Genomic DNA, 22,979 nt, shown 5'->3' with positions numbered 1-22,979 from the left:
CGCCTGATAAGCGTGAGGTCGGTGGTTCGAGTCCACTCGTGCCCATTAGGAGAATTACTCAAGAGGCTGAAGAGGACGGTTTGCTAAATCGTTAGGTCGGGTAACCGGCGCGGGGGTTCGAATCCCCCATTCTCCGTATAAAATTAAGTTAGCTTTCTAGCTAACTTTTTTTGTTATTTTAATACATCAATAGAAATAAAAATGTAACAAAGGCGTAACATAAAATCTTTTTTTTTCTGTTATACTAGTTAGTGTCTTATATGAAGGAGTCTTTTATTTTATGAAGAAAAAATTATTAACGACTATTTTACTTAGTACAGTTGCTTTATCACAAGTAGGTACAGTTATTTCTGTAGGAGCTGATTCTACTGATGATAAAATCGCAGCACAAGATAGTAAGATTGCTGATTTGAGTTCAAAAGAACAAAGTGCTCAAGCAGAAGTTGATCAAATTCAATCTCAAGTTTCTGAAATCAAAAAACAACAAGAAACTCTTAAAGCCGAGAATGAACGTTTGAATGAAGAGTCTGCTCGTCTCTCTGCTGAGATTGAAGAACTCTCTAAAAATATTGTTGCTCGTCAAGAATCATTGGCGAACCAAGCACGTAGTGCTCAAACAACAGGAACTGCTACAAGTTACATTAACGCTATTGTAAGTTCTGGTTCTTTGACTGAAGCTATTTCACGTGTTTCTGCTATGAATGAAATTGCTAGTGCTAACAACAAAATGCTTGAAGAGCAAAAACGCGATAAAGAAGCAATTGACGCTAAGCAAAAAGAAAACAATGAAGCAATCAACACTGTTATTGCCAACCAACAAAAATTAGATGAAGATTCGCAAGCATTGACAACTAAAGAAGCTGAGTTGAAGGTTGCACAATTGAATTTGGCAGCTGAAAAATCAACTGCAGAAAATGAAAAGAATGCTTTGCTTGCAGAAAAAGCGGCTGCAGAGAAAGCAGCAGCTGAAGCAGCAGCGGCTGAAGCAGCATACCGCGCACAACAAGAAGAGCAACGTAAGGCTGTAGAAGCATCTGCTAATACGAACTTGCAAGCACAAGTGCAAGCTGCTACTCAAACACCAACAGCTGAAGCAGCACAACCTCAAGCAACTGTTTCAACTCCTGTAGCACCAGCAGTTCAAACTCAAACTGTTGCTACACCTGCTGCAACTAGTCGTCCAACATACAGCAGTTCTGCAAGTTCATATCCAGTAGGTGAATGTACTTGGGGTGCGAAAGTATTGGCTCCTTGGGCTGGTGATTACTGGGGGAATGGAGCGCAGTGGGCTGCAAGTGCTGCAGCAGCTGGATTCCGTACTGGTAGCCAACCACAAGTCGGGGCTATTGCTTGTTGGAATGACGGTGGATATGGACACGTAGCAGTGGTTACAGCTGTTCAGTCAACTACAAGTATTCAAGTATCTGAATCTAACTACTTAGGTATCCGTAGCATTGGGAACTACCGTGGATGGTTTAACCCAGTTAATGCACAAGGATCAGTTACTTATATCTATCCAAACTAAGAATTCAAAACACCCACTAAAAGTGGGTGTTTTTTACTATAGTTACTATTTTAATTTTTGGTGGATTATGGATTGAAAAATCATGTAAAAAGGGTTACAATGGGTAAAGAGAAGATTTGTACAATTTGTACATTGTGGTTAAATTTATGTGGAGGAAATCATGTCGTTTTCGGATTTAATGCTGTTTGCTTTATCTTCTAACCAAGATTTGGCTAAACGTGTCTCTAAGGAGATGGGACTGCCACTTGGTAAGTCGACCGTACGTCAATTTTCTGATGGGGAAATCCAGGTTAATATTGAGGAGTCTATTCGTGGTAAAGAGGTTTATATTCTTCAGTCTACGAGCTCTCCTGTAAATGATAATTTAATGGAAATATTGATTATGGTAGACGCCTTAAAACGTGCCAGTGCTCAAACCATTAATGTAGTGATGCCTTATTATGGTTATGCCCGTCAAGACCGTAAAGCTCGTGCTCGTGAGCCGATTACATCCAAATTGGTTGCCAATATGTTAGAGATTGCTGGTGTGGATCGTCTTTTGACCATTGATTTGCATGCAGCTCAGATTCAAGGATTCTTTGATATTCCGGTGGATCATTTGATGGGAGCTCCATTGATTGCTGACTACTTTGAACGTCGTGGAATGGTTGGTTCTGACTATGTGGTAGTTAGTCCGGACCACGGTGGTGTGACCCGTGCTCGTAAGTTAGCCGAATTTTTAAAAACACCGATTGCTATCATTGATAAACGTCGGAGTGTTGATAAGATGAACACCAGTGAAGTCATGAACATCATTGGGAACGTTGAAGGGAAAACTTGTATCCTGATTGACGATATGATCGATACTGCGGGAACAATTTGCCACGCTGCAGATGCACTTGATGAAGCAGGAGCAGTAGAAGTCTATGCTAGCTGTACGCATCCGGTATTGTCTGGCCCAGCTATGGACAATATTCAGAAATCAGCCATTAAGAAGTTGGTAGTATTGGATACCATTTACCTACCTGAAGAGCGCTTAATCGATAAAATTGAACAAATCTCTATCGCAAAACTATTGGCAGAAGCGATTATCCGTATCCATGAAAAACGTCCTCTGTCTCCTCTATTTGAAACTGGAAATGCGAAAAAATCTTAAAATGTAAAAAAGAGGTTGTAGAAAGCCTCTTTTTTAAGAAAGGAAAAATATGTTTTTCAACTGGTTAAAAAAAGGAAGTAAGATCAATAATCAGAGGGAGGAGTTGCTGAAGGAAGCACAAAAAAATGAGGATAGATTGGATCCTTATCTCCCCAAAAAGACCTTGCCAAAAAGTGGTGCAATCAAATAAAAGAAGGAAAACACTTACAAAATAAAAGATTTCTACTTTAAAGGTCAAATCTTCTCTTACCTTAAAAAAATATAAAATTAATTTAAAAAATAGGTCAGATTTTATTGACAAATAAAATATATCGTAGTAAACTAATAATAGTTACGAAGTAACGAACTATTTTTTAAAATGAAAAAAGGAGATAAAACAATGAAAAAAGTTTTATTATCATCAGTAGCAGCTCTTGCACTTTTTGCAGCAGCAGCACCAGCATTTGCGAACGAAAACCCTATTAACGGTGGAGCTAACACTCCAGGTGCTTTTGATTCACGTGAAGCATACGAAAACCAATCAGAATTTGTAAGTGCTCGTACAGTTGAAGAATACCTTAACGGTCACATGCCAGACATCATGGCTGAAGCAGCTCAAGATCCTGCTGTAGTTGCAGCTAAAGCTGAATTGGATGCTGTTGAAGGTGGTTCACACCTTTACGGTGAAAAGAAAGCAGCTTATGATGCAGCATTCAACACTGCATTCTTGAACGTACGTAACAAATATGTACAACAATTCCAAAAAGTTCAAAATTCAGCTAAAAAAGCAGAAGGTCGTTACTACATCTTGAACGAAACTCCAGAACAAAAGAATGCTCGTTACTTGAAAGAACATGGAATCAATCCAGAACAAGCTAAAGCTGAACAAGAAAAAGCTAAAGAAGAAGCAGCTAAATCAGAAGAAGCAGCTAAAGCAGCAACAGCTGGTAAAGCTGGATCTAAACAAGCTGACAAAGCTCTTCCAAAAACAAGCGCAGTTAAATAATTCTTATTAATTAGCTCTTAAATTAAATATCACTGGGCCTTCGGGCTCGGTGTTATTTTTTAGATTAAACGGTATATAGGGGATCTTATTTTTATGAATCGTACAGATAAACATTCTAGTTCTAAAAGAAAGGGCATTTCGCTTATTCTTGCTTTAGTTGCTCTTGTAGCCCTTGTAGGTGGTTTTGTCCTCTTTAATCCATTTGGGAAACATACCTCATCTGATAAAAAGGATACGAGCTCATCATCTAGTGCAAGTAGCAAAGAGGTCAAAGAAGTCAAGTATGAGCCAAGTCAAGAAGAAAAAGAGTATTTAGCCAACCGCTTTGCTCAATTAACTGCTGTCAATCCAGAAGCGATTGCCTATGTTTATGCTCCAGGAACTCAGTTGGATGAGCCTGTTGTTCAAACAGGGGATAATGCTACGTATTTGGATAAAACTTTTGAGGGTGGAAACCAACCTTTAATGGGAACTGTTTTCATGGATACTGATAATAAAAAAGACTTTAGTGATCGTTTGACGTGGTTATTCGGTCATGCTCGTGGTAGCCAGGTTGAAGATCATCGGATGTTTAACGATGTTAACTTCTATGATAACCAAGAGTACTTTAATCAGCATCCTTACGTAGTTATTGAAACACCTGAACGCAAGTATTATTATGAAGCAATGGGCTTGGTCATTGTCCCTGAAACCACTGCTTTCTATCGTACAAGTTTCACGGATGATGAAGATTTCACTACCCAGTTGAAAAATATCTATGAGTCAGCTCGTACCAAGAATCCAAATATCAAAATCAATGCTTCTGATAAGTACCTAGTCTTGTCTACTTGTCGTGAAGAAGATGATACTATTCGTTCCAATCTCTACCTTCGTCAAATTCCGGATTCGGAAATGAAGGATTTCTTGGCGAAACATGGTGACCAGTTGAATTATGTGGCAACACGTGGTCAAGAATAAAAAAGATTTGGTAAAATTTATTCAATGAGAGGATTTAGCATGTGCTAGGTCCTTTTTTGATGAAAAAGGTCATTATTGTATCATTTTAGTTGGGACTACCCCCTTTTTTGCGATGGCTTTCTATTTATAGTATAATGGTGATAGAACTTTTTGGAGGTGGCTATGGATTTAACAAAACGGTTTAATCAAAATTTGAATCGAATCGAGATTTCCTTGATTCGTCAGTTTGACCAAGCCATTTCTTCTATTCCAGGTGTCTTACGATTGACCTTGGGTGAGCCAGATTTTACGACACCAGATCATGTAAAGGAAGCGGCAAAAGCAGCTATTGACGCTAATCAAAGTCATTATACGGGTATGAGTGGCTTACTACCTCTACGAGAAGCTGCTAGTCAGTTTGTTGCTGAAAAGTATAACCTAGAGTATCGACCAGAGGATGAAATTTTAGTTACAATTGGGGCAACGGAGGCCCTTTCTGCGACCTTGACTGCTATATTGGAACCTGGAGATGTGGTATTATTACCAGCACCTTCTTATCCTGGTTACGAACCCATTATTAAACTGATGGGGGCTAGTGTCGTCGAAATTGATACGACTGATAATCGCTTTGTCCTTAGCCCAGAGGCCTTAGAAAAGGCTTTAGAAGAGCAAGGGGATCGCGTCAAGGCGGTTATTCTCAACTATCCAGCTAATCCAACAGGTGTCACCTACTCTAAAGAGCAGATGCAGGATTTGGCTAGTGTCTTGAAGAAATATGAAGTTTTTGTCATTTGTGATGAGGTCTACTCAGAATTAACCTACACAGGTCGGCATCACATTTCCTTGGGATCCTATCTACGGGACCAAGCCATTATTATCAATGGTTTATCTAAGTCTCATGCTATGACAGGCTGGAGACTCGGTTTTATCTTTGCTCCGGCTCCGTTGACAGCTCAATTAATCAAGAGTCATCAGTACTTGGTGACTGCAGCGGGGACCATGAACCAGTATGCAGCCATTGAAGCCTTAACGGTTGGAAAAGATGACGCAGAGCCGATGAAACGGGAATACATAGAGCGTCGAGATTATATCATCAAAGAAATGTCTGCCATGGGCTTTGACATCATCCGCCCAGATGGGGCCTTCTATATTTTTGCTAAGATCCCACAAGGGTATCATCAAGATTCGTTTGAATTTTTGAAGCTCCTAGCCCAAGAAAAGGCCGTTGCCTTTATTCCAGGAATGGCTTTTGGCCCATATGGCGAAGGTTATGTACGCTTGTCTTATGCAGCCAGTATGGAAGTAATCCAAGAAGCGATGAGTCGGTTGAAGGAGTTTATGAAAGAACATGCTGGAGAGCATTGAGAGTCGAGGCATTGTCCTCTACCATCGGGATTACCGAGAGGACGATAAGCTGGTTAAAATCTTTACGGAGCAAGCAGGTAAGTTGATGTTTTTCGTGAAACATGCCAATCGTTCTCGGTTGAATTCTATGATCCAACCCTTGACCTTAGCGGATATGTATCTGAAAATCAATGATGACGGACTCAGCTATATCGAAGATATTCATGAGGTTCAAAGTTTCCAAGGGATTAATCAAGATCTTTTTCGTCTTTCCTACGCAACCTATATACTGGCTTTGGCAGATGCTAGTATCCAGGACCGTCAACCTGATCCAGCTTTATTTACTTTTTTAGAGCAGACCTTGCAATTGATGGATCGGGGCTTAGATTATGAAATCTTGACCAATATTTTTGAAATGCAGATTTTATCCCGATTTGGTGTCGCCTTAAACGTCCATGAGTGTTGTGTCTGTCATCGAGTGGGGTTGCCTTTTGATTTTTCATTCCGATTGGGTGGTGTCCTTTGCCCAGATCATTATGATCGGGACGAAAGACGAGCTCACTGGGATCCCAATGCCCTCTATTTGTTGGATCGTTTTCAAGCTGTAAAATTTAGTGAGTTAGAGACGATTTCCATCCATGATGAGATGAAGAAAGAATTGAGAAAGTGTCTAGACCAACTCTATGATGAATATGTAGGTATTCATCTCAAAGCCAAGAAATTTATTGATTCCCTGGGAAGCTGGGGAGAGATCTTAAAAGATCAGTCTGGAGGTAAGAAATGAAAAAAATTGCAGTCGATGCAATGGGTGGAGATCATGCTCCACAGGCCCTAGTAGAAGGGGTCAATCAAGCTATACAAGAATTTGAGGATATCGAAGTCATTTTGTACGGAGATGAGGCTAAAATTAAGCAATACTTGACAGCAACTGAGCGGGTATCCATCGTCCATACAGATGAGAAAATCAATTCAGATGATGAGCCTACTCGTGCCATTCGTCGGAAAAAGCAAGCCAGCATGGTCTTAGCAGCGCATGCAGTTAAGAATGGGGAAGCAGATGCTATGCTTTCTGCGGGAAATACAGGAGCCCTTTTGGCCGCTGGTTACTTTATCGTCGGTCGGATCAAGGTTATTGATCGTCCAGGCTTGATGTCGACTCTTCCTACCCTTGATGGGAAGGGGTATGATATGCTGGATCTGGGGGCAAATGCTGAAAATACACCAACACATTTGCACCAATATGCGATTATGGGAGCCTATTATGCAGAGAATGTCCGTGGGATTAAGCGGCCTCGTATCGGTCTCTTAAATAACGGAACTGAGGAAAGCAAGGGGGATCCCCTCCGCAAGGAGACCTATCAATTGTTAGCAGCGGATTCTTCTCTCAATTTTGTAGGAAATGTGGAAGCCCGTGACTTGATGGATGGAGTTGCTGACGTCATTGTTACAGATGGATTTACGGGAAATGCTGTCCTTAAGACCATGGAAGGAACTGCTTTGGGCCTCTTTAAACAGTTGAAAACAGTCCTGAGTGGTGGTGGGTTGAAGGCTAAGATTGGAGCCTTCCTCTTGAAGAATGATTTACGAGGTTTGAAAAAGACTTTGGATTATTCAGATGTTGGAGGTGCGGTCTTGTTTGGCTTGCAAGCCCCTGTCGTAAAAACCCATGGTTCTAGTGATGCCAAGGCAGTCTATAGCACGATTCGCCAGATCCGGACCATGTTGGAAACAGATGTGATTCGTAAATCTGTGGTTGAATTATCAGAATTGGAGGAAGAGAAATGAGTCGTCGTCAAGAAATTTTTAAACTAGTTGAAGGGTTGATCAAAGATCATAAAGGATCTGAGTATGAGGTTTCTATGGATTTAGATTTACGAAAGGACTTGGAAGTGGATTCTGTTGATCTAATGGAATACATTATTTATTTGGAAGAAGCCTACCAAATTGACATCCCAGATAAAGACATTGATGCTATGGCAACCGTGGGAGACATGGTAGACTACGTTTTAAAGAAAACAAGCAAATAAAGTTCGGTTTTTACGAAAGAATAAGTATCTAAAAATAAGAGATTGAATCTTTTTGGTTCAATCTCTTATTATTTTTGTGTTACAAACGAACAAGATACGGATTTAACTTGAAAAAACAACCTCTCTGTGATACACTGTAAGGGATAAAAGATGAAAGGCGAACAAGAAGATGTCCGATCAATTAATTTATACGGGGAAAGCAAAAGATATTTATAGTACGGAAGACGAACATGTGATTAAGTCAGTCTACAAGGACCAGGCAACCATGCTGAATGGAGCTCGCAAAGAGACCATTGAGGGCAAAGGTGTGCTGAATAATCAGATTTCGTCTCTTATTTTTGAAAAATTAAATGCTGCGGGTGTAGCGACACACTTTATCGAGCGTATTTCTGACACCGAACAACTCAACAAGAAGGTGACCATCATTCCTTTGGAGGTTGTGCTTCGTAATGTGACTGCGGGTTCTTTTTCTAAACGCTTTGGCGTTGAAGAAGGTTTGGATTTGGAAACTCCAATCGTTGAATTTTACTACAAGAACGATGAATTGGATGATCCCTTTATCAATGATGAGCATGTGAAGTTCTTGGATATTGCCAATGATGAACAAATTGCTTATATCAAGGAAGAAACACGTCGTATCAATGAGTTGTTGAAGAGTTGGTTTGAGCAAATTGGTCTGCGTTTGATTGACTTTAAATTGGAATTTGGTTTTGATAAGGATGGCAAGATTATCTTGGCCGATGAATTCTCACCAGATAACTGTCGCCTTTGGGATGCTGAAGGTCACCATATGGACAAGGATGTTTTCCGTAGGGACTTGGGAAGTCTGACAGATGTATATAAGGTTGTTTTAGAAAAATTGCAGGGCTTGAAGTAACCTGTTTGAAATGGAAAACCTTCATCTTCAAGAAAAAGGACTCAGGCTAAAAAGGTCTACTAGACCTTTTTACTCCGTAGAGATCTGGGTAATTTAACAGATGTTTATAAGGTTGTGTTGGAGAAGTTGCAGGGCTTGAAGTAATGATTTGCTTCATCTTCACTAGCCTATTTAAATAGAAATAAATAAAGGAAATAAAATGGATAAACGTATCTTCGTTGAGAAAAAAGCTGATTTTCGCGTGAAATCTCATTCTTTAGTAAAGGAATTACAGCATAATCTTCAGTTGAAAACTTTGAAGGATCTTCGGATTGTGCAGGTTTACGATGTCTTTAATTTAGCAGAGGACTTGTTTGCGCGTGCGGAAAAACATATCTTCTCTGAGCAAGTGACTGATACTGTTTTGGATGAAGCTACAGTTAAAGCTGACCTTGAGAAGGTTGCTTTCTTTGCTATCGAAAGCTTGCCTGGTCAGTTTGACCAACGTGCAGCATCTTCTCAGGAAGCCTTGTTGTTGCTTGGTAGCTCAAGTGATGTAACGGTGAATACAGCTCAATTGTACTTGGTCAACAAGGATATTGATGCGAATGAATTGGAAGCTGTCAAGAACTACCTCTTGAATCCAGTGGACTCTCGTTTCAAAGATATCACTGTTGGCATTGCCAAACAGGACTTCTCCGAGTCTGACAAGACCATTCCAAACTTGGATTTCTTTGAAACTTATACGGCAGAAGAATTTGCTCAATATAAGGCAGAGCAAGGATTGGCCATGGAAGTGGATGACCTGCTCTTCATCCAAGACTATTTCAAGTCCATCGGACGGGTGCCAACGGAGACGGAACTCAAGGTGTTGGATACTTACTGGTCTGACCACTGCCGTCACACAACGTTCGAGACTGAGTTGAAAAACATCGACTTCTCGGCTTCTAAATTCCAAAAACAATTGCAAGCAACTTATGACAAATATATTGCCATGCGTGATGAGTTGGGACGTACGGAAAAACCTCAAACCTTGATGGATATGGCGACTATTTTTGGTCGCTATGAGCGTGCCAATGGCCGTTTGGATGACATGGAAGTGTCTGATGAAATCAATGCCTGCTCAGTTGAAATTGAAGTAGATGTCAATGGTGTCAAAGAACCATGGCTTCTTATGTTCAAGAACGAAACTCATAACCACCCAACGGAAATTGAACCATTTGGTGGAGCGGCTACTTGTATCGGTGGTGCCATTCGTGACCCATTGTCAGGTCGCTCTTACGTTTACCAAGCCATGCGTATCTCAGGTGCTGGTGATATTACAGCTCCGATTTCAGCGACTCGCGCTGGTAAATTGCCACAACAAGTGATTTCTAAAACAGCGGCTCATGGCTATTCTTCATATGGGAACCAAATTGGTCTTGCAACAACCTATGTTCGTGAATACTTCCACCCAGGATTCGTTGCTAAGCGTATGGAACTAGGTGCAGTTGTCGGTGCAGCTCCTAAGGAAAATGTTGTCCGTGAAAAACCTGAAGCTGGTGATGTGATTATCTTGCTCGGTGGGAAGACTGGACGTGACGGTGTCGGTGGTGCGACAGGTTCTTCTAAAGTTCAAACGGTTGAATCGGTTGAAACAGCTGGTGCTGAGGTTCAAAAAGGGAATGCCATCGAAGAACGGAAGATTCAACGTCTGTTCCGTAATGGGGATGTGACCCGTCTGATCAAGAAATCAAATGACTTTGGAGCTGGTGGTGTCTGTGTGGCTATCGGTGAATTGGCAGATGGTCTTGAAATTGATCTAGACAAAGTGCCATTGAAATACCAAGGTTTGAACGGAACCGAAATTGCCATTTCTGAATCTCAAGAACGGATGGCTGTAGTGGTTCGTCCAGAAGACGTAGAGGCCTTCGTTTCTGAATGTAACAAAGAAAATATTGATGCAGTTGTCGTTGCAACCGTGACGGAAAAACCAAATTTGGTTATGCACTGGAATGGCCAAACCATTGTTGATTTGGAACGTCGTTTCCTTGATACAAACGGTGTGCGTGTAGTCGTAGATGCGAAGGTGGTTGACAAGGATGTCAAGCTTCCAGAAGAACGTCAAACATCTGCTGAAACACTTGAAGCGGATACTCTTGCAGTCTTGGCTGACCTTAACCACGCTAGTCAAAAAGGTTTACAAACCATCTTTGATAGCTCAGTTGGTCGTTCAACAGTCAATCACCCACTTGGTGGTCGCTACCAAATCACACCAACGGAAGCTTCTGTTCAGAAATTGCCAGTCCAACATGGCGTGACTCATACTGCGTCTGTTATGGCACAAGGATTTAACCCATACATCGCAGAATGGTCTCCATATCATGGAGCTGCATATGCGGTCATCGAAGCAACTGCTCGTTTGGTTGCTGCTGGTGCAAACTGGTCTAAGGCTCGTTTCTCTTACCAAGAGTACTTCGAGCGGATGGATAAACAAGAAGAGCGTTTTGGTCAACCAATAGCTGCTCTTCTTGGATCCATTGAAGCTCAGATTCAACTTGGTTTGCCATCTATTGGTGGGAAGGACTCTATGTCTGGTACTTTTGAAGAATTGACAGTACCACCAACCTTGGTTGCTTTTGGGGTGACAACAGCAGACAGCCGTAAGGTTCTTTCTCCAGAATTTAAGGCTGCTGGTGAACATATCTACTACATCCCAGGTCAAGCTTTAACCCAAGAGATTGACTTTGATCTCATCAAGTCGAACTTTGCTCAATTTGAAGCCATTCAAAAGGCTCACAAAGTGACAGCCGCATCAGCTGTCAAATATGGTGGTGTCCTTGAAGCTCTTGCCCTTGCAAGCTTTGGGAACCATATTGGTGCCACTGTTCAATTAGCTGATCTTGACACTAGCTTGACAGCTCAATTAGGCGGATTTGTCTTCACATCTCCTGAAGAAATTGCAGGTGTTGAGAAGATTGGACAAACAGTTGCAGACTTTACACTACTTGTCAACGGTGTAACGCTCGATGGACACAAGCTTGACAGTGCCTTCCAAGGTAAGTTGGAAGAAGTTTATCCAACAGAATTTGAACAGGCTACTGAACTGGAAGAAGTACCTGCTGTAGCATCAGATGCTGTGATTAAAGCTAAAGAAGCAGTGGAAAAGCCAGTGGTTTACATCCCAGTATTCCCAGGAACCAACTCTGAGTATGACTCCGCTAAGGCCTTTGAAAAAGAAGGTGCAACAGTCAACTTAGTGCCATTTGTCACATTGAATGAAGAAGCGATTGTCAAGTCGGTTGACACCATGGTTGACAACATCGAAAAAGCCAACATTATCTTCTTTGCAGGTGGCTTCTCAGCAGCAGATGAACCAGATGGATCAGCTAAATTTATCGTGAATATCTTGCTCAATGAAAAAGTACGTGCAGCTATTGATCACTTTATCGAAGGTGGTGGTTTGATCATCGGTATCTGTAATGGGTTCCAAGCCCTTGTTAAATCAGGTCTCCTTCCATACGGTAACTTTGAAGATGCAAGCAGTACCAGTCCAACCCTTTTCTACAACGATGCCAACCAACACGTGGCTAAGATGGTGGAAACAAGGATTGCAAACACGAACTCACCATGGCTTGCTGGAGTGGAAGTTGGTGACATCCATGCTATCCCAGTATCACACGGTGAAGGGAAGTTTGTCGTGACAGCTGAGGAATTTGCAGAGCTTCGTGACAATGGTCAAATTTTTAGCCAATACGTTGACTTCGAAGGAAAACCTAGCATGGATTCTAAATACAATCCAAATGGTTCTGTCCATGCGATTGAAGGAATCACTAGCAAGAACGGTCAAATCATTGGGAAGATGGGACACTCAGAACGTTTCGAAGACGGTCTCTTCCAAAATATTCCAGGAAATAAAGACCAGCATCTCTTTGCATCAGCGGTTCAATATTTTACTGGAAAATAAAAGGTATACAACATGACATACGAAGTAAAATCTCTTAATGAAGAGTGTGGAGTATTTGGGATTTGGGGACATCCAGACGCTGCGAAACTCACCTATTTTGGCCTTCACAGTCTCCAACACCGGGGACAAGAGGGGGCAGGAATCCTGGCCAATGATCAAGGAACCTTGAGACGCCATCGGGATACCGGTCTGCTTTCAGAAGTCTTTCGAAATCCTTTAAATTTGGAAAAATTGACAGGAAGTTCTGCTATTGGGCATGTTCGCTATGCGACAGCAGGGGAAGCTTCGGTGGATAACATCCAACCCTTCCTCTTCCGCTTTCAAGATACCCAGTTTGGTCTGGCCCATAATGGGAATTTGACCAATGCCCAATCGCTCAAATCTGAATTAGAAAAAAATGGAGCCATCTTTAGCTCAACCTCTGACTCAGAAATTTTAGCTCACTTGATTCGTCGGAGCCACAACCCTTCCTTTATGGGAAAAATCAAGGAAGCACTCAATACGGTCAAAGGTGGTTTTGCTTATCTGATGCTGTTTGAAGATAAGCTAATCGCAGCTCTGGACCCAAATGGTTTCCGTCCTCTATCCATCGGAAAAATGTCTAATGGAGCCTTGGTTGTTTCTTCTGAAACCTGTGCTTTTGAGGTTATTGGAGCGGAGTGGATCCGAGATGTGCACCCTGGTGAGCTCGTTATCTTTGATGAAAATGGCATTACCTATGATCGCTATACGGATGATACCCAACTGGCGATTTGTTCCATGGAGTATATCTATTTTGCCCGTCCCGATTCCAATATCCAAGGAGTTAATGTCCATACGGCTCGCAAGCGGATGGGAGCTCAGTTGGCACGAGAGTTTAAGAACCAAGCAGATATTGTAGTGGGGGTTCCAAACTCCTCACTCAGTGCTGCTATGGGCTTTGCGGAAGAATCTGGTTTGCCAAATGAAATGGGCTTGATCAAGAATCAGTATGTCCAACGAACCTTTATCCAACCGACTCAGGAATTACGGGAACAAGGGGTGCGGATGAAGCTCTCTGCCGTATCTGGTGTCGTAAAAGGCAAACGGGTTGTCATGATTGATGACTCTATCGTGCGTGGAACCACCTCCCGTCGGATAGTGAAATTGTTGAAAGAAGCAGGGGCTACAGAAGTCCATGTGGCAATTGCCAGTCCAGCTTTGGCTTATCCATGTTTCTACGGAATTGATATTCAGAGCCGTGAAGAGCTAATCGCAGCTAACCATACAGTAGAGGAAACCTGTGAGATTATCGGTGCGGATAGCTTGACCTACTTGTCCATTGATGGCTTGATTGATTCTATTGGCATTGATACCGATGCACCAAACGGTGGCCTATGTGTAGCCTACTTTGATGGAAAATACCCAACTCCTTTGTATGACTACGAAGAACGCTATTTGGAAAGCTTGAATGAGCAGACATCCTTTTATTAGGAATTTTTGAAAGTGAATCTGTCCATTCACAGTAGGATCTAGAAACGGAAAAAGGAAGAAACAAATGACAAATAAGAATGCATACGCCCAGTCTGGTGTAGACGTTGAAGCAGGTTATGAAGTTGTTGAACGGATCAAAAAACACGTGACACGTACAGAGCGTGCAGGTGTCATGGGAGCTCTAGGTGGTTTCGGTGGCATGTTTGACCTTTCAAAAACGGGTGTCAAAGAGCCTGTTCTAATTTCAGGAACTGACGGTGTCGGTACCAAACTCATGCTGGCTATCAAGTACGACAAGCACGATACCATCGGTCAAGACTGTGTGGCCATGTGTGTCAACGACATCATCGCTGCAGGTGCAGAGCCACTCTACTTCCTCGATTATGTAGCGACTGGGAAGAATGAACCAGCTAAGCTAGAACAAGTGGTTGCTGGTGTGGCCGAAGGTTGTGTGCAAGCTGGTGCAGCCCTTATCGGTGGTGAAACAGCCGAAATGCCTGGTATGTACGGTGAAGACGACTATGACTTGGCTGGTTTTGCGGTCGGTGTTGCAGAAAAAAGCCAAATCATCGATGGTACAAAAGTAGCAGCAGGTGATGTCCTTCTTGGTCTCGCTTCAAGTGGTATCCACTCAAATGGTTACTCACTTGTTCGTCGTGTCTTTGCGGATTACACAGGTGAGGAAGTCCTCCCAGAATTGGAAGGCAAAAAACTTAAAGAGGTTCTTTTGGAGCCAACTCGTATCTACGTCAGAGCTGTTTTGCCTCTTATCAAAGAAGAATTGGTCAACGGGATTGCCCACATCACAGGTGGTGGTTTTATCGAAAATGTCCCACGGATGTTTGCGGATGACTTGGCTGCTGAAATTGACGAAAGCAAGGTCCCAGTTCTTCCAATTTTCAAAGCCCTTGAAAAATATGGCGACATCAAACATGAAGAGATGTTTGAAATCTTCAACATGGGGATTGGTCTCATGCTTGCGGTGAAACCAGAAAATGTGGAACGTGTCAAAGAACTTCTTGACGAACCTGTTTATGAAATCGGTCGAATTGTGAAGAAGACAGATGCAAGTGTGGTGATAAAATAATGGCTAAAAAGATTGCTGTTTTTGCCTCTGGCAACGGCTCAAACTTTCAGGTGATTGCGGAACAATTTCCAGTAGAGTTTGTCTTTTCAGACCACCGGGATGCCTACGTCCTTGAACGTGCAGAAAAGCTTGGGATTTTAAGCTACGCTTTTGAACTCAAGGAATTTGAGAGCAAGGCAGACTACGAAGGAGCCATCGTCGAGCTTTTGGATGAGCACGAGATTGACCTAGTCTGTTTGGCGGGTTACATGAAAATCGTTGGCCCAACCTTGCTAGCAGCCTATGAAGGTCGAATCATCAATATTCACCCGGCTTACCTGCCAGAATTTCCAGGTGCTCATGGGATTGAAGATGCTTGGAATGCAGGTGTCGACCAGTCTGGCGTGACCATTCACTGGGTGGACTCTGGTGTGGATACTGGCAAGGTCATCAAACAAGTCCGTGTCCCACGGCTATCAGATGACACCTTTGATACTTTCGAGACTCGCATCCACGAAACAGAGTACAAATTGTATCCAGAGGTGTTGGAACGTTTGGGAGTGGAGAGAAGGTAAGGAAGTGTTAGAGCGGAACGAAAATTTTCGACTGTAGCAGAGAAAGAACTTTAAAAAGGAAAATAATATGACTAAACGCGCACTAATTAGTGTCTCAGATAAAGCGGGCATTGTTGAATTTGCCCAAGAACTCAAAAAACTTGGTTGGGATATCATCTCAACAGGGGGGACAAAAGTTGCCCTTGACAATGCTGGGGTAGACACCATTGCCATTGACGATGTGACTGGTTTCCCAGAAATGATGGATGGTCGTGTGAAGACTCTCCATCCAAATATCCACGGCGGACTTCTCGCTCGTCGTGACTTGGATAGTCACTTGGAAGCAGCTAAGGACAATAATATCGAATTGATTGACCTTGTTGTGGTAAATCTTTACCCATTCAAGGAAACCATCCTCAAACCAGATGTGACCTATGCGGACGCGGTTGAAAACATCGATATCGGTGGGCCATCAATGCTTCGTTCAGCAGCTAAAAACCACGCTAGCGTTACAGTTGTGGTAGACCCTGCTGACTATGCTGTGGTTTTGGACGAATTGGCAGCCAAGGGCGAAACTACTTATGAAACTCGCCAAGGTTTGGCAGCCAAGGTTTTCCGCCACACTGCAGCTTATGATGCCTTGATTGCAGAATACTTCACAGCTCAAGTGGGTGAAGAAAAACCTGAAAAACTCACTCTAACCTATGACCTTAAACAAGCCATGCGTTACGGTGAAAATCCTCAACAAGATGCCGATTTCTACCAAAAAGCCTTGCCGACGGATTACTCGATTGCTTCCGCTAAACAACTCAACGGTAAAGAATTGTCCTTCAACAATATCCGCGATGCGGATGCTGCGATTCGGATCATCCGCGATTTCAAAGAACGTCCAACCGTTGTGGCTCTCAAACACATGAACCCATGTGGGATCGGTCAAGCTGACGATATCGAAACAGCTTGGGACTACGCTTATGAGTCTGATCCAGTTTCTATCTTCGGTGGGATCGTCGTCCTCAACCGTGAGGTAGATGCTGCGACAGCTGAGAAGATGCATGGTGTTTTCCTTGAAATCATCATCGCACCAAGCTATACGGATGAGGCGCTAGCCATTTTGACCAATAAAAAGAAAAACCTGCGGATTCTTGCCTTGCCATTTGACGCTCAAGATGCGAGCGAAGTGGAAGCAGAATACACAGGTGTTGTTGGTGGCCTTCTCGTGCAAAACCAAGACGTTGTCAAAGAAAGCCCAGCTGACTGGCAAGTGGTGACCAAACGCCAACCAACAGAGACAGAAGCAACTGCCCTTGAATTTGCTTGGAAAGCGATCAAGTATGTCAAATCAAACGGGATCATCGTGACCAACGACCACATGACACTAGGTGTTGGCCCTGGTCAAACCAATCGTGTGGCCTCTGTGCGTATTGCCATTGACCAAGCGAAAGACCGTCTTGACGGCGCGGTTCTTGCTTCAGATGCCTTCTTCCCATTTGCAGATAACGTGGAAGAAATCGCTCAAGCAGGGATTAAGGCCATTATCCAGCCAGGAGGCTCGGTTCGTGACCAAGAATCTATCGAAGCAGCTGATAAATACGGTTTAACCATGATCTTTACAGGTGTTCGTCACTTCAGACATTAATCAAAACAGGCACTCATCCATCGATGAGTGCCTTTATTAGTCAAGCAACCTTTAATTTGGATAGATATAGCTGACCGTTCCCCAGACAACATTTGTTGGATCAAACCAACCACGGAAATTGTTGATGGTCCGATTTCCATTGTAATTAGCTTCCTTCACTTGGATTTTTTGATCATGTTCAACCTCTGTCACGACTGCAACGTGGCCATAGCCTCCATTATCCCAGCAGGCGATAGCGCCAACTTCAGGGGTACTTCCTGTCCGGAAGCCTGAAACGCGAGCACTAGCAGCCCACATGCCACCGTTTCCCCACCAGTTTTGTGACCAAGGAGCCAGCTCTTTTGCTGCCCAGGTACATTCGCCAACGGGATAGTAATTATCCGGCTGGGTGACCAGTGGAGCAACTTTAGCCTGTTCGACCTGAAATGTTGTGGCGAGCAGGCCTTTTAAGTGTCCCTTGTCTTTCTGGTAGACATGGAGATGAAAGGTTCCTTTCCCTTTATGTTTTTCAGCATTGAAAGACAATTGATAGCGGCCAGGTGCCGTTCTTTTTGCGGGATACCAGATCAAGTCGTCTTGGCCATCTTGTTCAGACCAGATGGGAAAGAGAACCTCATCCACATCCTCAAAGAGCTGGAGTTGGATCTCAAATAGCTGTGCAGTGCTAGGTCGGACTGTGATCTTGGGTTGGGAAGATGCGAGATCTTTTTTCTCAACGATTGTCTGTAGAGGAAACAGTCCTTCAAGGTTTCCGTAAGAATTGATGCCATAGACATGGATATGGTAGAGTCCTGCTTGATCTAAATGATTGGTCAGAGGTACTTGCAAATCAAAGCCATTTTCTCCTCGTTGAACAGGATACCAAATGAGATCGTCCTGGCCGTATTTCTCGGACCAAATGGGGACGCTAACGCTTTGGAAGCGATCTGGAATGGTCCCGAGGTGGACAACTAATTGTCCCTTTTCCTTGTAGATATAATTGATGTTTTGGTCTGCTCTTGCAACTTGTGAAGCACCTGCCCAGAAAAGGCAAGCTGCCAACAGTAGTTTCTTAATTCCCTGCATAAAACTCCTTTTTTTAAAAAATAGTAGAGGTCTCAATTATAATATTCGTAAAAAGGAGTAGAAATTTTAAAAATAATGAAAAAAGTTTGTTTTCTAACGAAAATTATCGGACATTCCTTGAAATATTAGAATAAAGCGAACGATTATGATATAATATAATAAAATAATTCGCAAAAGAGGTTCAAGATGAAACTTTTGGTTGTTGGATCTGGTGGTCGTGAACATGCGATTGCCAAGAAGTTGTTGGAGTCTAAAGACGTTGAGCAGGTTTTTGTGGCTCCTGGTAATGACGGGATGCGATTAGATGGTCTGGATTTGATCAATATCGGAATTTCCGAACATTCTAAGCTGATTGACTTCGCAAAAGTCAACGATATTGCTTGGACCTTTATCGGTCCAGATGATGCCCTTGCGGCTGGGATCGTGGATGATTTCAATGCAGCTGGGCTCAAGGCTTTTGGTCCGACCAAGGCTGCGGCTGAGCTGGAGTGGTCTAAGGATTTTGCTAAGGAAATTATGGTCAAATATGATGTTCCAACAGCGGCCTATGGGACCTTTTCAGATTTCGAGGAAGCTAAAGCCTACATCGAAGAAAAAGGCGCTCCAATCGTCGTTAAGGCAGACGGCTTGGCCCTTGGGAAAGGTGTCGTCGTTGCGGAGAAAGTTGAGCAAGCGGTCGAAGCCGCTCATGAGATGCTTTTGGACAATAAATTCGGTGACTCAGGTGCGCGTGTGGTCATCGAAGAATTCCTTGACGGGGAAGAGTTCTCTCTTTTTGCCTTTGTCAATGGTGACAAGTTTTACATTATGCCAACGGCTCAGGACCACAAACGTGCTTATGATGGTGACAAGGGTCCTAACACTGGTGGGATGGGGGCTTATGCGCCAGTTCCTCACTTGCCACAGAGTGTGGTTGACACGGCGGTTGACAATATTGTCAAGCCAGTTCTCGAAGGCATGATTAAAGAAGGTCGTCCATATCTTGGTGTCCTTTACGCTGGTCTTATTTTGACAGCTGACGGACCTAAAGTCATCGAGTTCAACGCTCGCTTCGGAGATCCTGAAACGCAAATCATCCTGCCTCGTTTGACATCTGATTTTGCACAAAATATCACGGATATTTTGAATGGAAAAGAGCCAGCTATCACTTGGACGGATAAGGGAGTGACACTTGGTGTGGTTGTCGCATCAAACGGTTACCCACTCGCTTATGAGAAAGGTGTCAAGCTTCCAGCCAAGACAGAGGGCGATATCATCACCTACTATGCAGGTGCTAAATTAGCTGAAAATGGCCAAGACCTTCTTTCAAACGGAGGACGTGTTTACATGCTTGTCACCACAGCAGACACCGTCAAAGACGGCCAAAACATCATCTACAGCCAACTCAACAACCAAAATACAGAGGGCCTCTTCTATCGAACAGATATCGGAAGCAAGGCCATAAAAGATTAACAGATATATTTGCCATGGCTAGCGAAAGCGAGCCAAATTAAGATAATGGTCGTTTGATTTGCGAGCATTAGCGAGCTAGTATTGGATAATCGTCGCAGTAGTGGAACTCCTAGTAGCAGAGCTACTAGGAGCGGAAAACTGGAGACTTAGGCTCCAGTTTTAGTAATGGAACGCCATAGGCGGTCGCTTACGTCCGCACTACAATAGACGATTATTAAAAAAGGAGAAGAAATGAAACCAGTAATTTCCATCATCATGGGGTCAAAATCCGACTGGGCAACCATGAAAAAAACAGCAGAAGTCCTAGACCGCTTCGGTGTAGCCTATGAAAAGAAGGTTGTCTCTGCCCACCGTACACCAGACCTCATGTTCAAACATGCCGAAGAAGCACGTAGCCGTGGTATCAAAGTCATTATCGCGGGTGCAGGTGGCGCAGCCCACTTGCCAGGGATGGTAGCAGCTAAAACCACTCTGCCTGTCATTGGTGTGCCTGTTAAATCTCGTGCTCTTAGCGGTGTGGATTCACTTTATTCCATCGTTCAGATGCCAGGTGGAGTACCAGTCGCAACCATGGCGATCGGTGAAGCAGGCGCGACCAATGCGGCCCTCTTTGCACTCCGTCTCCTCTCGGTAGAGGATCAGGCTATTGCGACAGCCTTGGCAGATTTCGCAGAAGAACAAGGAAAAATCGCAGAGGAGTCGACAAATGAGCTCATCTAAAACAATCGGAATCATCGGTGGCGGTCAGCTGGGGCAGATGATGGCCATTTCTGCTATCTATATGGGGCACAAGGTTATCGCGCTGGATCCAGCAGCGGATTGCCCAGCCTCCCGTGTGGCGGAAATTATCGTGGCTCCTTATGACGACGTAGATGCCCTTCGTCAGTTGGCAGACCGCTGTGATGTCCTCACCTATGAGTTTGAAAATGTCGATGCTGACGGTTTGGATGCTGTCATCAAAGAAGGACAGCTCCCACAAGGGACAGACCTACTTCGCATTTCTCAAAATCGCATCTTTGAAAAGGACTTTTTGTCAAATAAGGCTCAAGTCACCGTAGCACCTTATAAGGTCGTGACTTCTAGCCAAGCCTTGGCAGATATTGAACTGTCGAAAAATTATGTCCTCAAGACGGCGACAGGTGGCTATGATGGACACGGACAAAAGGTTATTCGTTCAGCAGAAGATTTGGAAGAAGCTTATGCGCTAGCGGATTCAGCAGACTGTGTCTTGGAAGAATTTGTTAACTTTGACCTGGAGATTTCCGTCATCGTGTCAGGAAATGGCAAGGACGTGACAGTTTTCCCAGTTCAGGAAAATGTCCACCGCAATAACATCCTATCTAAAACCATCGTTCCTGCCCGTATTTCAGAAAGTCTAGCTGACAAGGCCAAAGCCATGGCGGTCCGAATCGCAGAACAATTGAATCTCTCTGGAACCCTTTGTATAGAAATGTTTGCGACCGCTGATGACATCATTGTCAACGAAGTCGCGCCACGTCCGCACAATTCAGGACACTACTCCATCGAAGCCTGCGACTTTTCACAATTTGACACGCATATCTTGGGCGTTCTCGGTGCACCACTACCAGCCATCCACCTTCATGCACCGGCTGTCATGCTCAATGTTCTCGGCCAACACGTCGAGGTTGCTGAAACATATGTGACAGAAAATCCAAGCGCTCACCTCCACTTATATGGTAAACTAGAAGCAAAGCACAACCGCAAAATGGGACATGTGACTTTGTTTAGTAATGAACCGGATAAGGTTGAGGAATTTGGGAAAGGGATTGATTTTTAGGTGAAAATAGCAATTCTAGGACTCGGAGTCATTGGAACGACTTATGCCTATGCTTTTCAAAAAGCAGGTCATCAAGTGGAACACATACTGAGAGATAGTAAGAAAAACACTGCTCCGAAGGAGTTGTCGATTGATTTGTTAGATGGTCGCTATCATTCTAAGGGCGAAAACAAACATGACACCTATGAGGTTCATGTGGCAGAGACTGATTCGGAATATGATTTTATTTTTCTAAGTGTGCGTCATGGCTCTGTCAAAGAAGCCGTGGAGACCTTGCGTAAAAATAATATCAAAGGCACCCTCGTTTTCTTCTGCAATTTCTGGGATACTCGAAAAGAGGTAGAGGAGTGGGCAGGGGACTACGACTATATTCTAGCCTTTCCGACAGCGGGTGGTCATATGCAGGATGACCATTTGGATGGTGTCTTGTTCGACCATTTAATGCTAGAAGGTGAGCAAAAAGCAGAGATTTCTAACTATGCTGATCTGACGGCTTTACTGACTTCTGCAGATTTGAAGTGGGAAGTTCCTCATGATATGGTCGAGTGGATTTGGATTCATATGGCGATTAACGCAGGTGTCACTTCGACAGCTGCACGTTTGGGAAATCTGGAAAATCCAGAACAGTTGGCTCTGAATTTGATGAATAGTTCTTCGGAATTATCATTGGCCATCAAGGCCATTCGGGAAGCTTTGAAAGTCGTAGAAGCGCGTGGCGTGAATTTAAAGCTTTACAAAGCCGAGATCTTACCTTACAAAATTCCAGCATGGATTGCAGGAAAAGCTATGAAAGTCATGTTTGCAAAAAATGAGCTGACCCGAAAGATTATGACCTTGCATAATGATAAGCAGGACATTTTCTACTGTTGTCAAGGTGTCTATCAGACTGGTCAGGAGTTAGGTGTGAAGATGCCTATTCTGGAAGCAAATATGAGGGGCATTTCGCTTTAGGAGGTTTTTATGATTCAACTTATCGTCAACGCATTTGTCGAAAAAGAGAAGGCTGGTGCAGTCGTCGAAGTCTTGTATGCTAGTAGCGATCACGAAAAGGTGAAAGTTAAGTATGAAGAGCTAGTTGCACAATACCCTGAAAACTATTTAGCTATCTATGATGTCCCGCTGGATACGGATTTGAATACACTGGATCATTATCCATCTGTATGGATTGGGAAAGAAGAATTTGAATAAACCGACTGTCGCTT

20 protein-coding genes and 1 tRNA gene are annotated in these 22,979 nt (G+C 43.3%); 20 read left to right on the top strand and 1 reads right to left on the bottom strand.

Features of this window, described 5'->3' with window-relative positions:
- The first annotated feature begins 48 nt into the window (after positions 1-48).
- From DW930_RS08265 to purH, 15 genes are all read left to right on the top strand, one after another.
- Positions 49-136 (top strand) — tRNA-Ser (locus DW930_RS08265).
- A 144-nt stretch (positions 137-280) separates the two neighbouring features.
- Positions 281-1,525: a CHAP domain-containing protein gene (locus DW930_RS08260; RefSeq protein WP_123159760.1), complete on the top strand. Its 1,245-nt coding sequence runs from the start codon at positions 281-283 to the stop codon at positions 1,523-1,525.
- A 160-nt stretch (positions 1,526-1,685) separates the two neighbouring features.
- Positions 1,686-2,660 carry a ribose-phosphate diphosphokinase gene (locus tag DW930_RS08255; protein ID WP_123159759.1) on the top strand — a complete coding sequence of 325 codons (975 nt, stop codon included), beginning with the start codon at positions 1,686-1,688 and terminating at the stop codon, positions 2,658-2,660.
- A 379-nt stretch (positions 2,661-3,039) separates the two neighbouring features.
- Positions 3,040-3,645 (top strand): amylase-binding adhesin AbpA, encoded by a 606-nt coding sequence (gene abpA / locus DW930_RS08245; protein ID WP_123159757.1) that lies wholly within the window; start codon positions 3,040-3,042, stop codon positions 3,643-3,645.
- 93 nt (positions 3,646-3,738) lie between these two features.
- Positions 3,739-4,602, top strand: a complete 864-nt coding sequence (srtB, locus tag DW930_RS08240; protein ID WP_123159756.1) for a class B sortase, LPKTxAVK-specific — start codon at positions 3,739-3,741, stop codon at positions 4,600-4,602.
- Positions 4,603-4,764: 162 nt separating this feature from the next.
- A complete protein-coding gene (locus DW930_RS08235; protein ID WP_123159755.1) occupies positions 4,765-5,946 on the top strand; it encodes a pyridoxal phosphate-dependent aminotransferase in 1,182 nt (393 codons plus the stop codon).
- Positions 5,930-6,709, top strand: a complete 780-nt coding sequence (gene recO / locus DW930_RS08230; protein WP_123159754.1) for a DNA repair protein RecO — start codon at positions 5,930-5,932, stop codon at positions 6,707-6,709. Before DW930_RS08235 ends, recO begins: the two co-directional genes overlap by 17 nt.
- Complete coding sequence (gene plsX / locus DW930_RS08225; protein ID WP_123159753.1) at positions 6,706-7,710, top strand: phosphate acyltransferase PlsX; 1,005 nt, start codon at positions 6,706-6,708, stop codon at positions 7,708-7,710. Before recO ends, plsX begins: the two co-directional genes overlap by 4 nt.
- Positions 7,707-7,952 carry a phosphopantetheine-binding protein gene (locus DW930_RS08220; RefSeq protein WP_023024858.1) on the top strand — a complete coding sequence of 82 codons (246 nt, stop codon included), beginning with the start codon at positions 7,707-7,709 and terminating at the stop codon, positions 7,950-7,952. Before plsX ends, DW930_RS08220 begins: the two co-directional genes overlap by 4 nt.
- Before the next feature lie 169 nt (positions 7,953-8,121).
- Positions 8,122-8,829, top strand: a complete 708-nt coding sequence (gene purC, locus DW930_RS08215) for a phosphoribosylaminoimidazolesuccinocarboxamide synthase (protein WP_123159752.1) — start codon at positions 8,122-8,124, stop codon at positions 8,827-8,829.
- Positions 8,830-9,028: 199 nt separating this feature from the next.
- Complete coding sequence (locus DW930_RS08210; protein ID WP_123159751.1) at positions 9,029-12,754, top strand: phosphoribosylformylglycinamidine synthase; 3,726 nt, start codon at positions 9,029-9,031, stop codon at positions 12,752-12,754.
- 12 nt (positions 12,755-12,766) lie between these two features.
- Positions 12,767-14,206, top strand: coding sequence for an amidophosphoribosyltransferase (gene purF / locus DW930_RS08205; RefSeq protein ID WP_023024864.1), 1,440 nt, complete (start codon positions 12,767-12,769; stop codon positions 14,204-14,206).
- 64 nt (positions 14,207-14,270) lie between these two features.
- Complete coding sequence (gene purM / locus DW930_RS08200) at positions 14,271-15,293, top strand: phosphoribosylformylglycinamidine cyclo-ligase (RefSeq protein ID WP_123159750.1); 1,023 nt, start codon at positions 14,271-14,273, stop codon at positions 15,291-15,293.
- Complete coding sequence (gene purN, locus DW930_RS08195; protein ID WP_123159749.1) at positions 15,293-15,847, top strand: phosphoribosylglycinamide formyltransferase; 555 nt, start codon at positions 15,293-15,295, stop codon at positions 15,845-15,847. The genes purM and purN overlap by 1 nt, the downstream gene beginning before the upstream one ends.
- A 67-nt stretch (positions 15,848-15,914) precedes the next feature.
- Positions 15,915-17,462, top strand: coding sequence for a bifunctional phosphoribosylaminoimidazolecarboxamide formyltransferase/IMP cyclohydrolase (purH, locus tag DW930_RS08190; protein WP_123159748.1), 1,548 nt, complete (start codon positions 15,915-15,917; stop codon positions 17,460-17,462).
- Positions 17,463-17,513: 51 nt separating this feature from the next.
- Here purH and DW930_RS08185 read toward each other — a convergent pair whose 3' ends face one another.
- A complete protein-coding gene (locus tag DW930_RS08185) occupies positions 17,514-18,527 on the bottom strand; it encodes a GBS Bsp-like repeat-containing protein (protein ID WP_123159747.1) in 1,014 nt (337 codons plus the stop codon).
- Positions 18,528-18,713: 186 nt separating this feature from the next.
- On the opposite strand from DW930_RS08185, the gene purD reads away from it, so the two are divergent.
- The 5 genes from purD (at position 18,714) to DW930_RS08160 (ending at position 22,965) form a co-directional block, all read left to right on the top strand.
- Positions 18,714-19,979 (top strand): phosphoribosylamine--glycine ligase, encoded by a 1,266-nt coding sequence (gene purD / locus DW930_RS08180; RefSeq protein ID WP_123159746.1) that lies wholly within the window; start codon positions 18,714-18,716, stop codon positions 19,977-19,979.
- A gap of 231 nt (positions 19,980-20,210) precedes the next feature.
- Positions 20,211-20,699, top strand: coding sequence for a 5-(carboxyamino)imidazole ribonucleotide mutase (gene purE, locus DW930_RS08175; RefSeq protein WP_123159745.1), 489 nt, complete (start codon positions 20,211-20,213; stop codon positions 20,697-20,699).
- Positions 20,686-21,777 (top strand): 5-(carboxyamino)imidazole ribonucleotide synthase, encoded by a 1,092-nt coding sequence (purK, locus tag DW930_RS08170; protein WP_123159744.1) that lies wholly within the window; start codon positions 20,686-20,688, stop codon positions 21,775-21,777. Before purE ends, purK begins: the two co-directional genes overlap by 14 nt.
- Entirely contained in the window at positions 21,778-22,728 is a 951-nt protein-coding gene (locus DW930_RS08165) for a 2-dehydropantoate 2-reductase N-terminal domain-containing protein (RefSeq protein WP_123159743.1), read from the top strand.
- A gap of 9 nt (positions 22,729-22,737) precedes the next feature.
- Positions 22,738-22,965, top strand: a complete 228-nt coding sequence (locus DW930_RS08160) for a phosphoribosylaminoimidazole carboxylase (protein ID WP_123159742.1) — start codon at positions 22,738-22,740, stop codon at positions 22,963-22,965.
- Positions 22,966-22,979: the final 14 nt, after the last annotated feature.

The organism is Streptococcus sp. AM43-2AT (assembly GCF_003603405.1).
Taxonomy (GTDB): Bacteria; Bacillota; Bacilli; order Lactobacillales; family Streptococcaceae; genus Streptococcus; species Streptococcus ilei.
Note: the sequence above shows the minus strand (reverse complement) of the source record. Positions and strands in the feature narration are given on the sequence as shown.

Excerpts from the sequence above, each read along its gene's own strand:
- DW930_RS08220 (WP_023024858.1), top strand. The coding sequence starts at position 7,707 with ATGAGTCGTCGTCAAGAAATTTTTAAACTAGTTGAAGGGTTGATCAAA.
- purE (WP_123159745.1), top strand. The coding sequence starts at position 20,211 with ATGAAACCAGTAATTTCCATCATCATGGGGTCAAAATCCGACTGGGCA.
- abpA (WP_123159757.1), top strand. The coding sequence starts at position 3,040 with ATGAAAAAAGTTTTATTATCATCAGTAGCAGCTCTTGCACTTTTTGCA.
- recO (WP_123159754.1), top strand. The coding sequence starts at position 5,930 with ATGCTGGAGAGCATTGAGAGTCGAGGCATTGTCCTCTACCATCGGGAT.
- DW930_RS08235 (WP_123159755.1), top strand. The coding sequence starts at position 4,765 with ATGGATTTAACAAAACGGTTTAATCAAAATTTGAATCGAATCGAGATT.
- purF (WP_023024864.1), top strand. The coding sequence starts at position 12,767 with ATGACATACGAAGTAAAATCTCTTAATGAAGAGTGTGGAGTATTTGGG.
- purC (WP_123159752.1), top strand. The coding sequence starts at position 8,122 with ATGTCCGATCAATTAATTTATACGGGGAAAGCAAAAGATATTTATAGT.
- DW930_RS08185 (WP_123159747.1), bottom strand. The coding sequence starts at position 18,527 with ATGCAGGGAATTAAGAAACTACTGTTGGCAGCTTGCCTTTTCTGGGCA.
- plsX (WP_123159753.1), top strand. The coding sequence starts at position 6,706 with ATGAAAAAAATTGCAGTCGATGCAATGGGTGGAGATCATGCTCCACAG.
- purD (WP_123159746.1), top strand. The coding sequence starts at position 18,714 with ATGAAACTTTTGGTTGTTGGATCTGGTGGTCGTGAACATGCGATTGCC.
- purM (WP_123159750.1), top strand. The coding sequence starts at position 14,271 with ATGACAAATAAGAATGCATACGCCCAGTCTGGTGTAGACGTTGAAGCA.
- srtB (WP_123159756.1), top strand. The coding sequence starts at position 3,739 with ATGAATCGTACAGATAAACATTCTAGTTCTAAAAGAAAGGGCATTTCG.
- purH (WP_123159748.1), top strand. The coding sequence starts at position 15,915 with ATGACTAAACGCGCACTAATTAGTGTCTCAGATAAAGCGGGCATTGTT.
- DW930_RS08260 (WP_123159760.1), top strand. The coding sequence starts at position 281 with ATGAAGAAAAAATTATTAACGACTATTTTACTTAGTACAGTTGCTTTA.
- DW930_RS08255 (WP_123159759.1), top strand. The coding sequence starts at position 1,686 with ATGTCGTTTTCGGATTTAATGCTGTTTGCTTTATCTTCTAACCAAGAT.
- DW930_RS08210 (WP_123159751.1), top strand. The coding sequence starts at position 9,029 with ATGGATAAACGTATCTTCGTTGAGAAAAAAGCTGATTTTCGCGTGAAA.
- DW930_RS08160 (WP_123159742.1), top strand. The coding sequence starts at position 22,738 with ATGATTCAACTTATCGTCAACGCATTTGTCGAAAAAGAGAAGGCTGGT.
- purK (WP_123159744.1), top strand. The coding sequence starts at position 20,686 with ATGAGCTCATCTAAAACAATCGGAATCATCGGTGGCGGTCAGCTGGGG.
- purN (WP_123159749.1), top strand. The coding sequence starts at position 15,293 with ATGGCTAAAAAGATTGCTGTTTTTGCCTCTGGCAACGGCTCAAACTTT.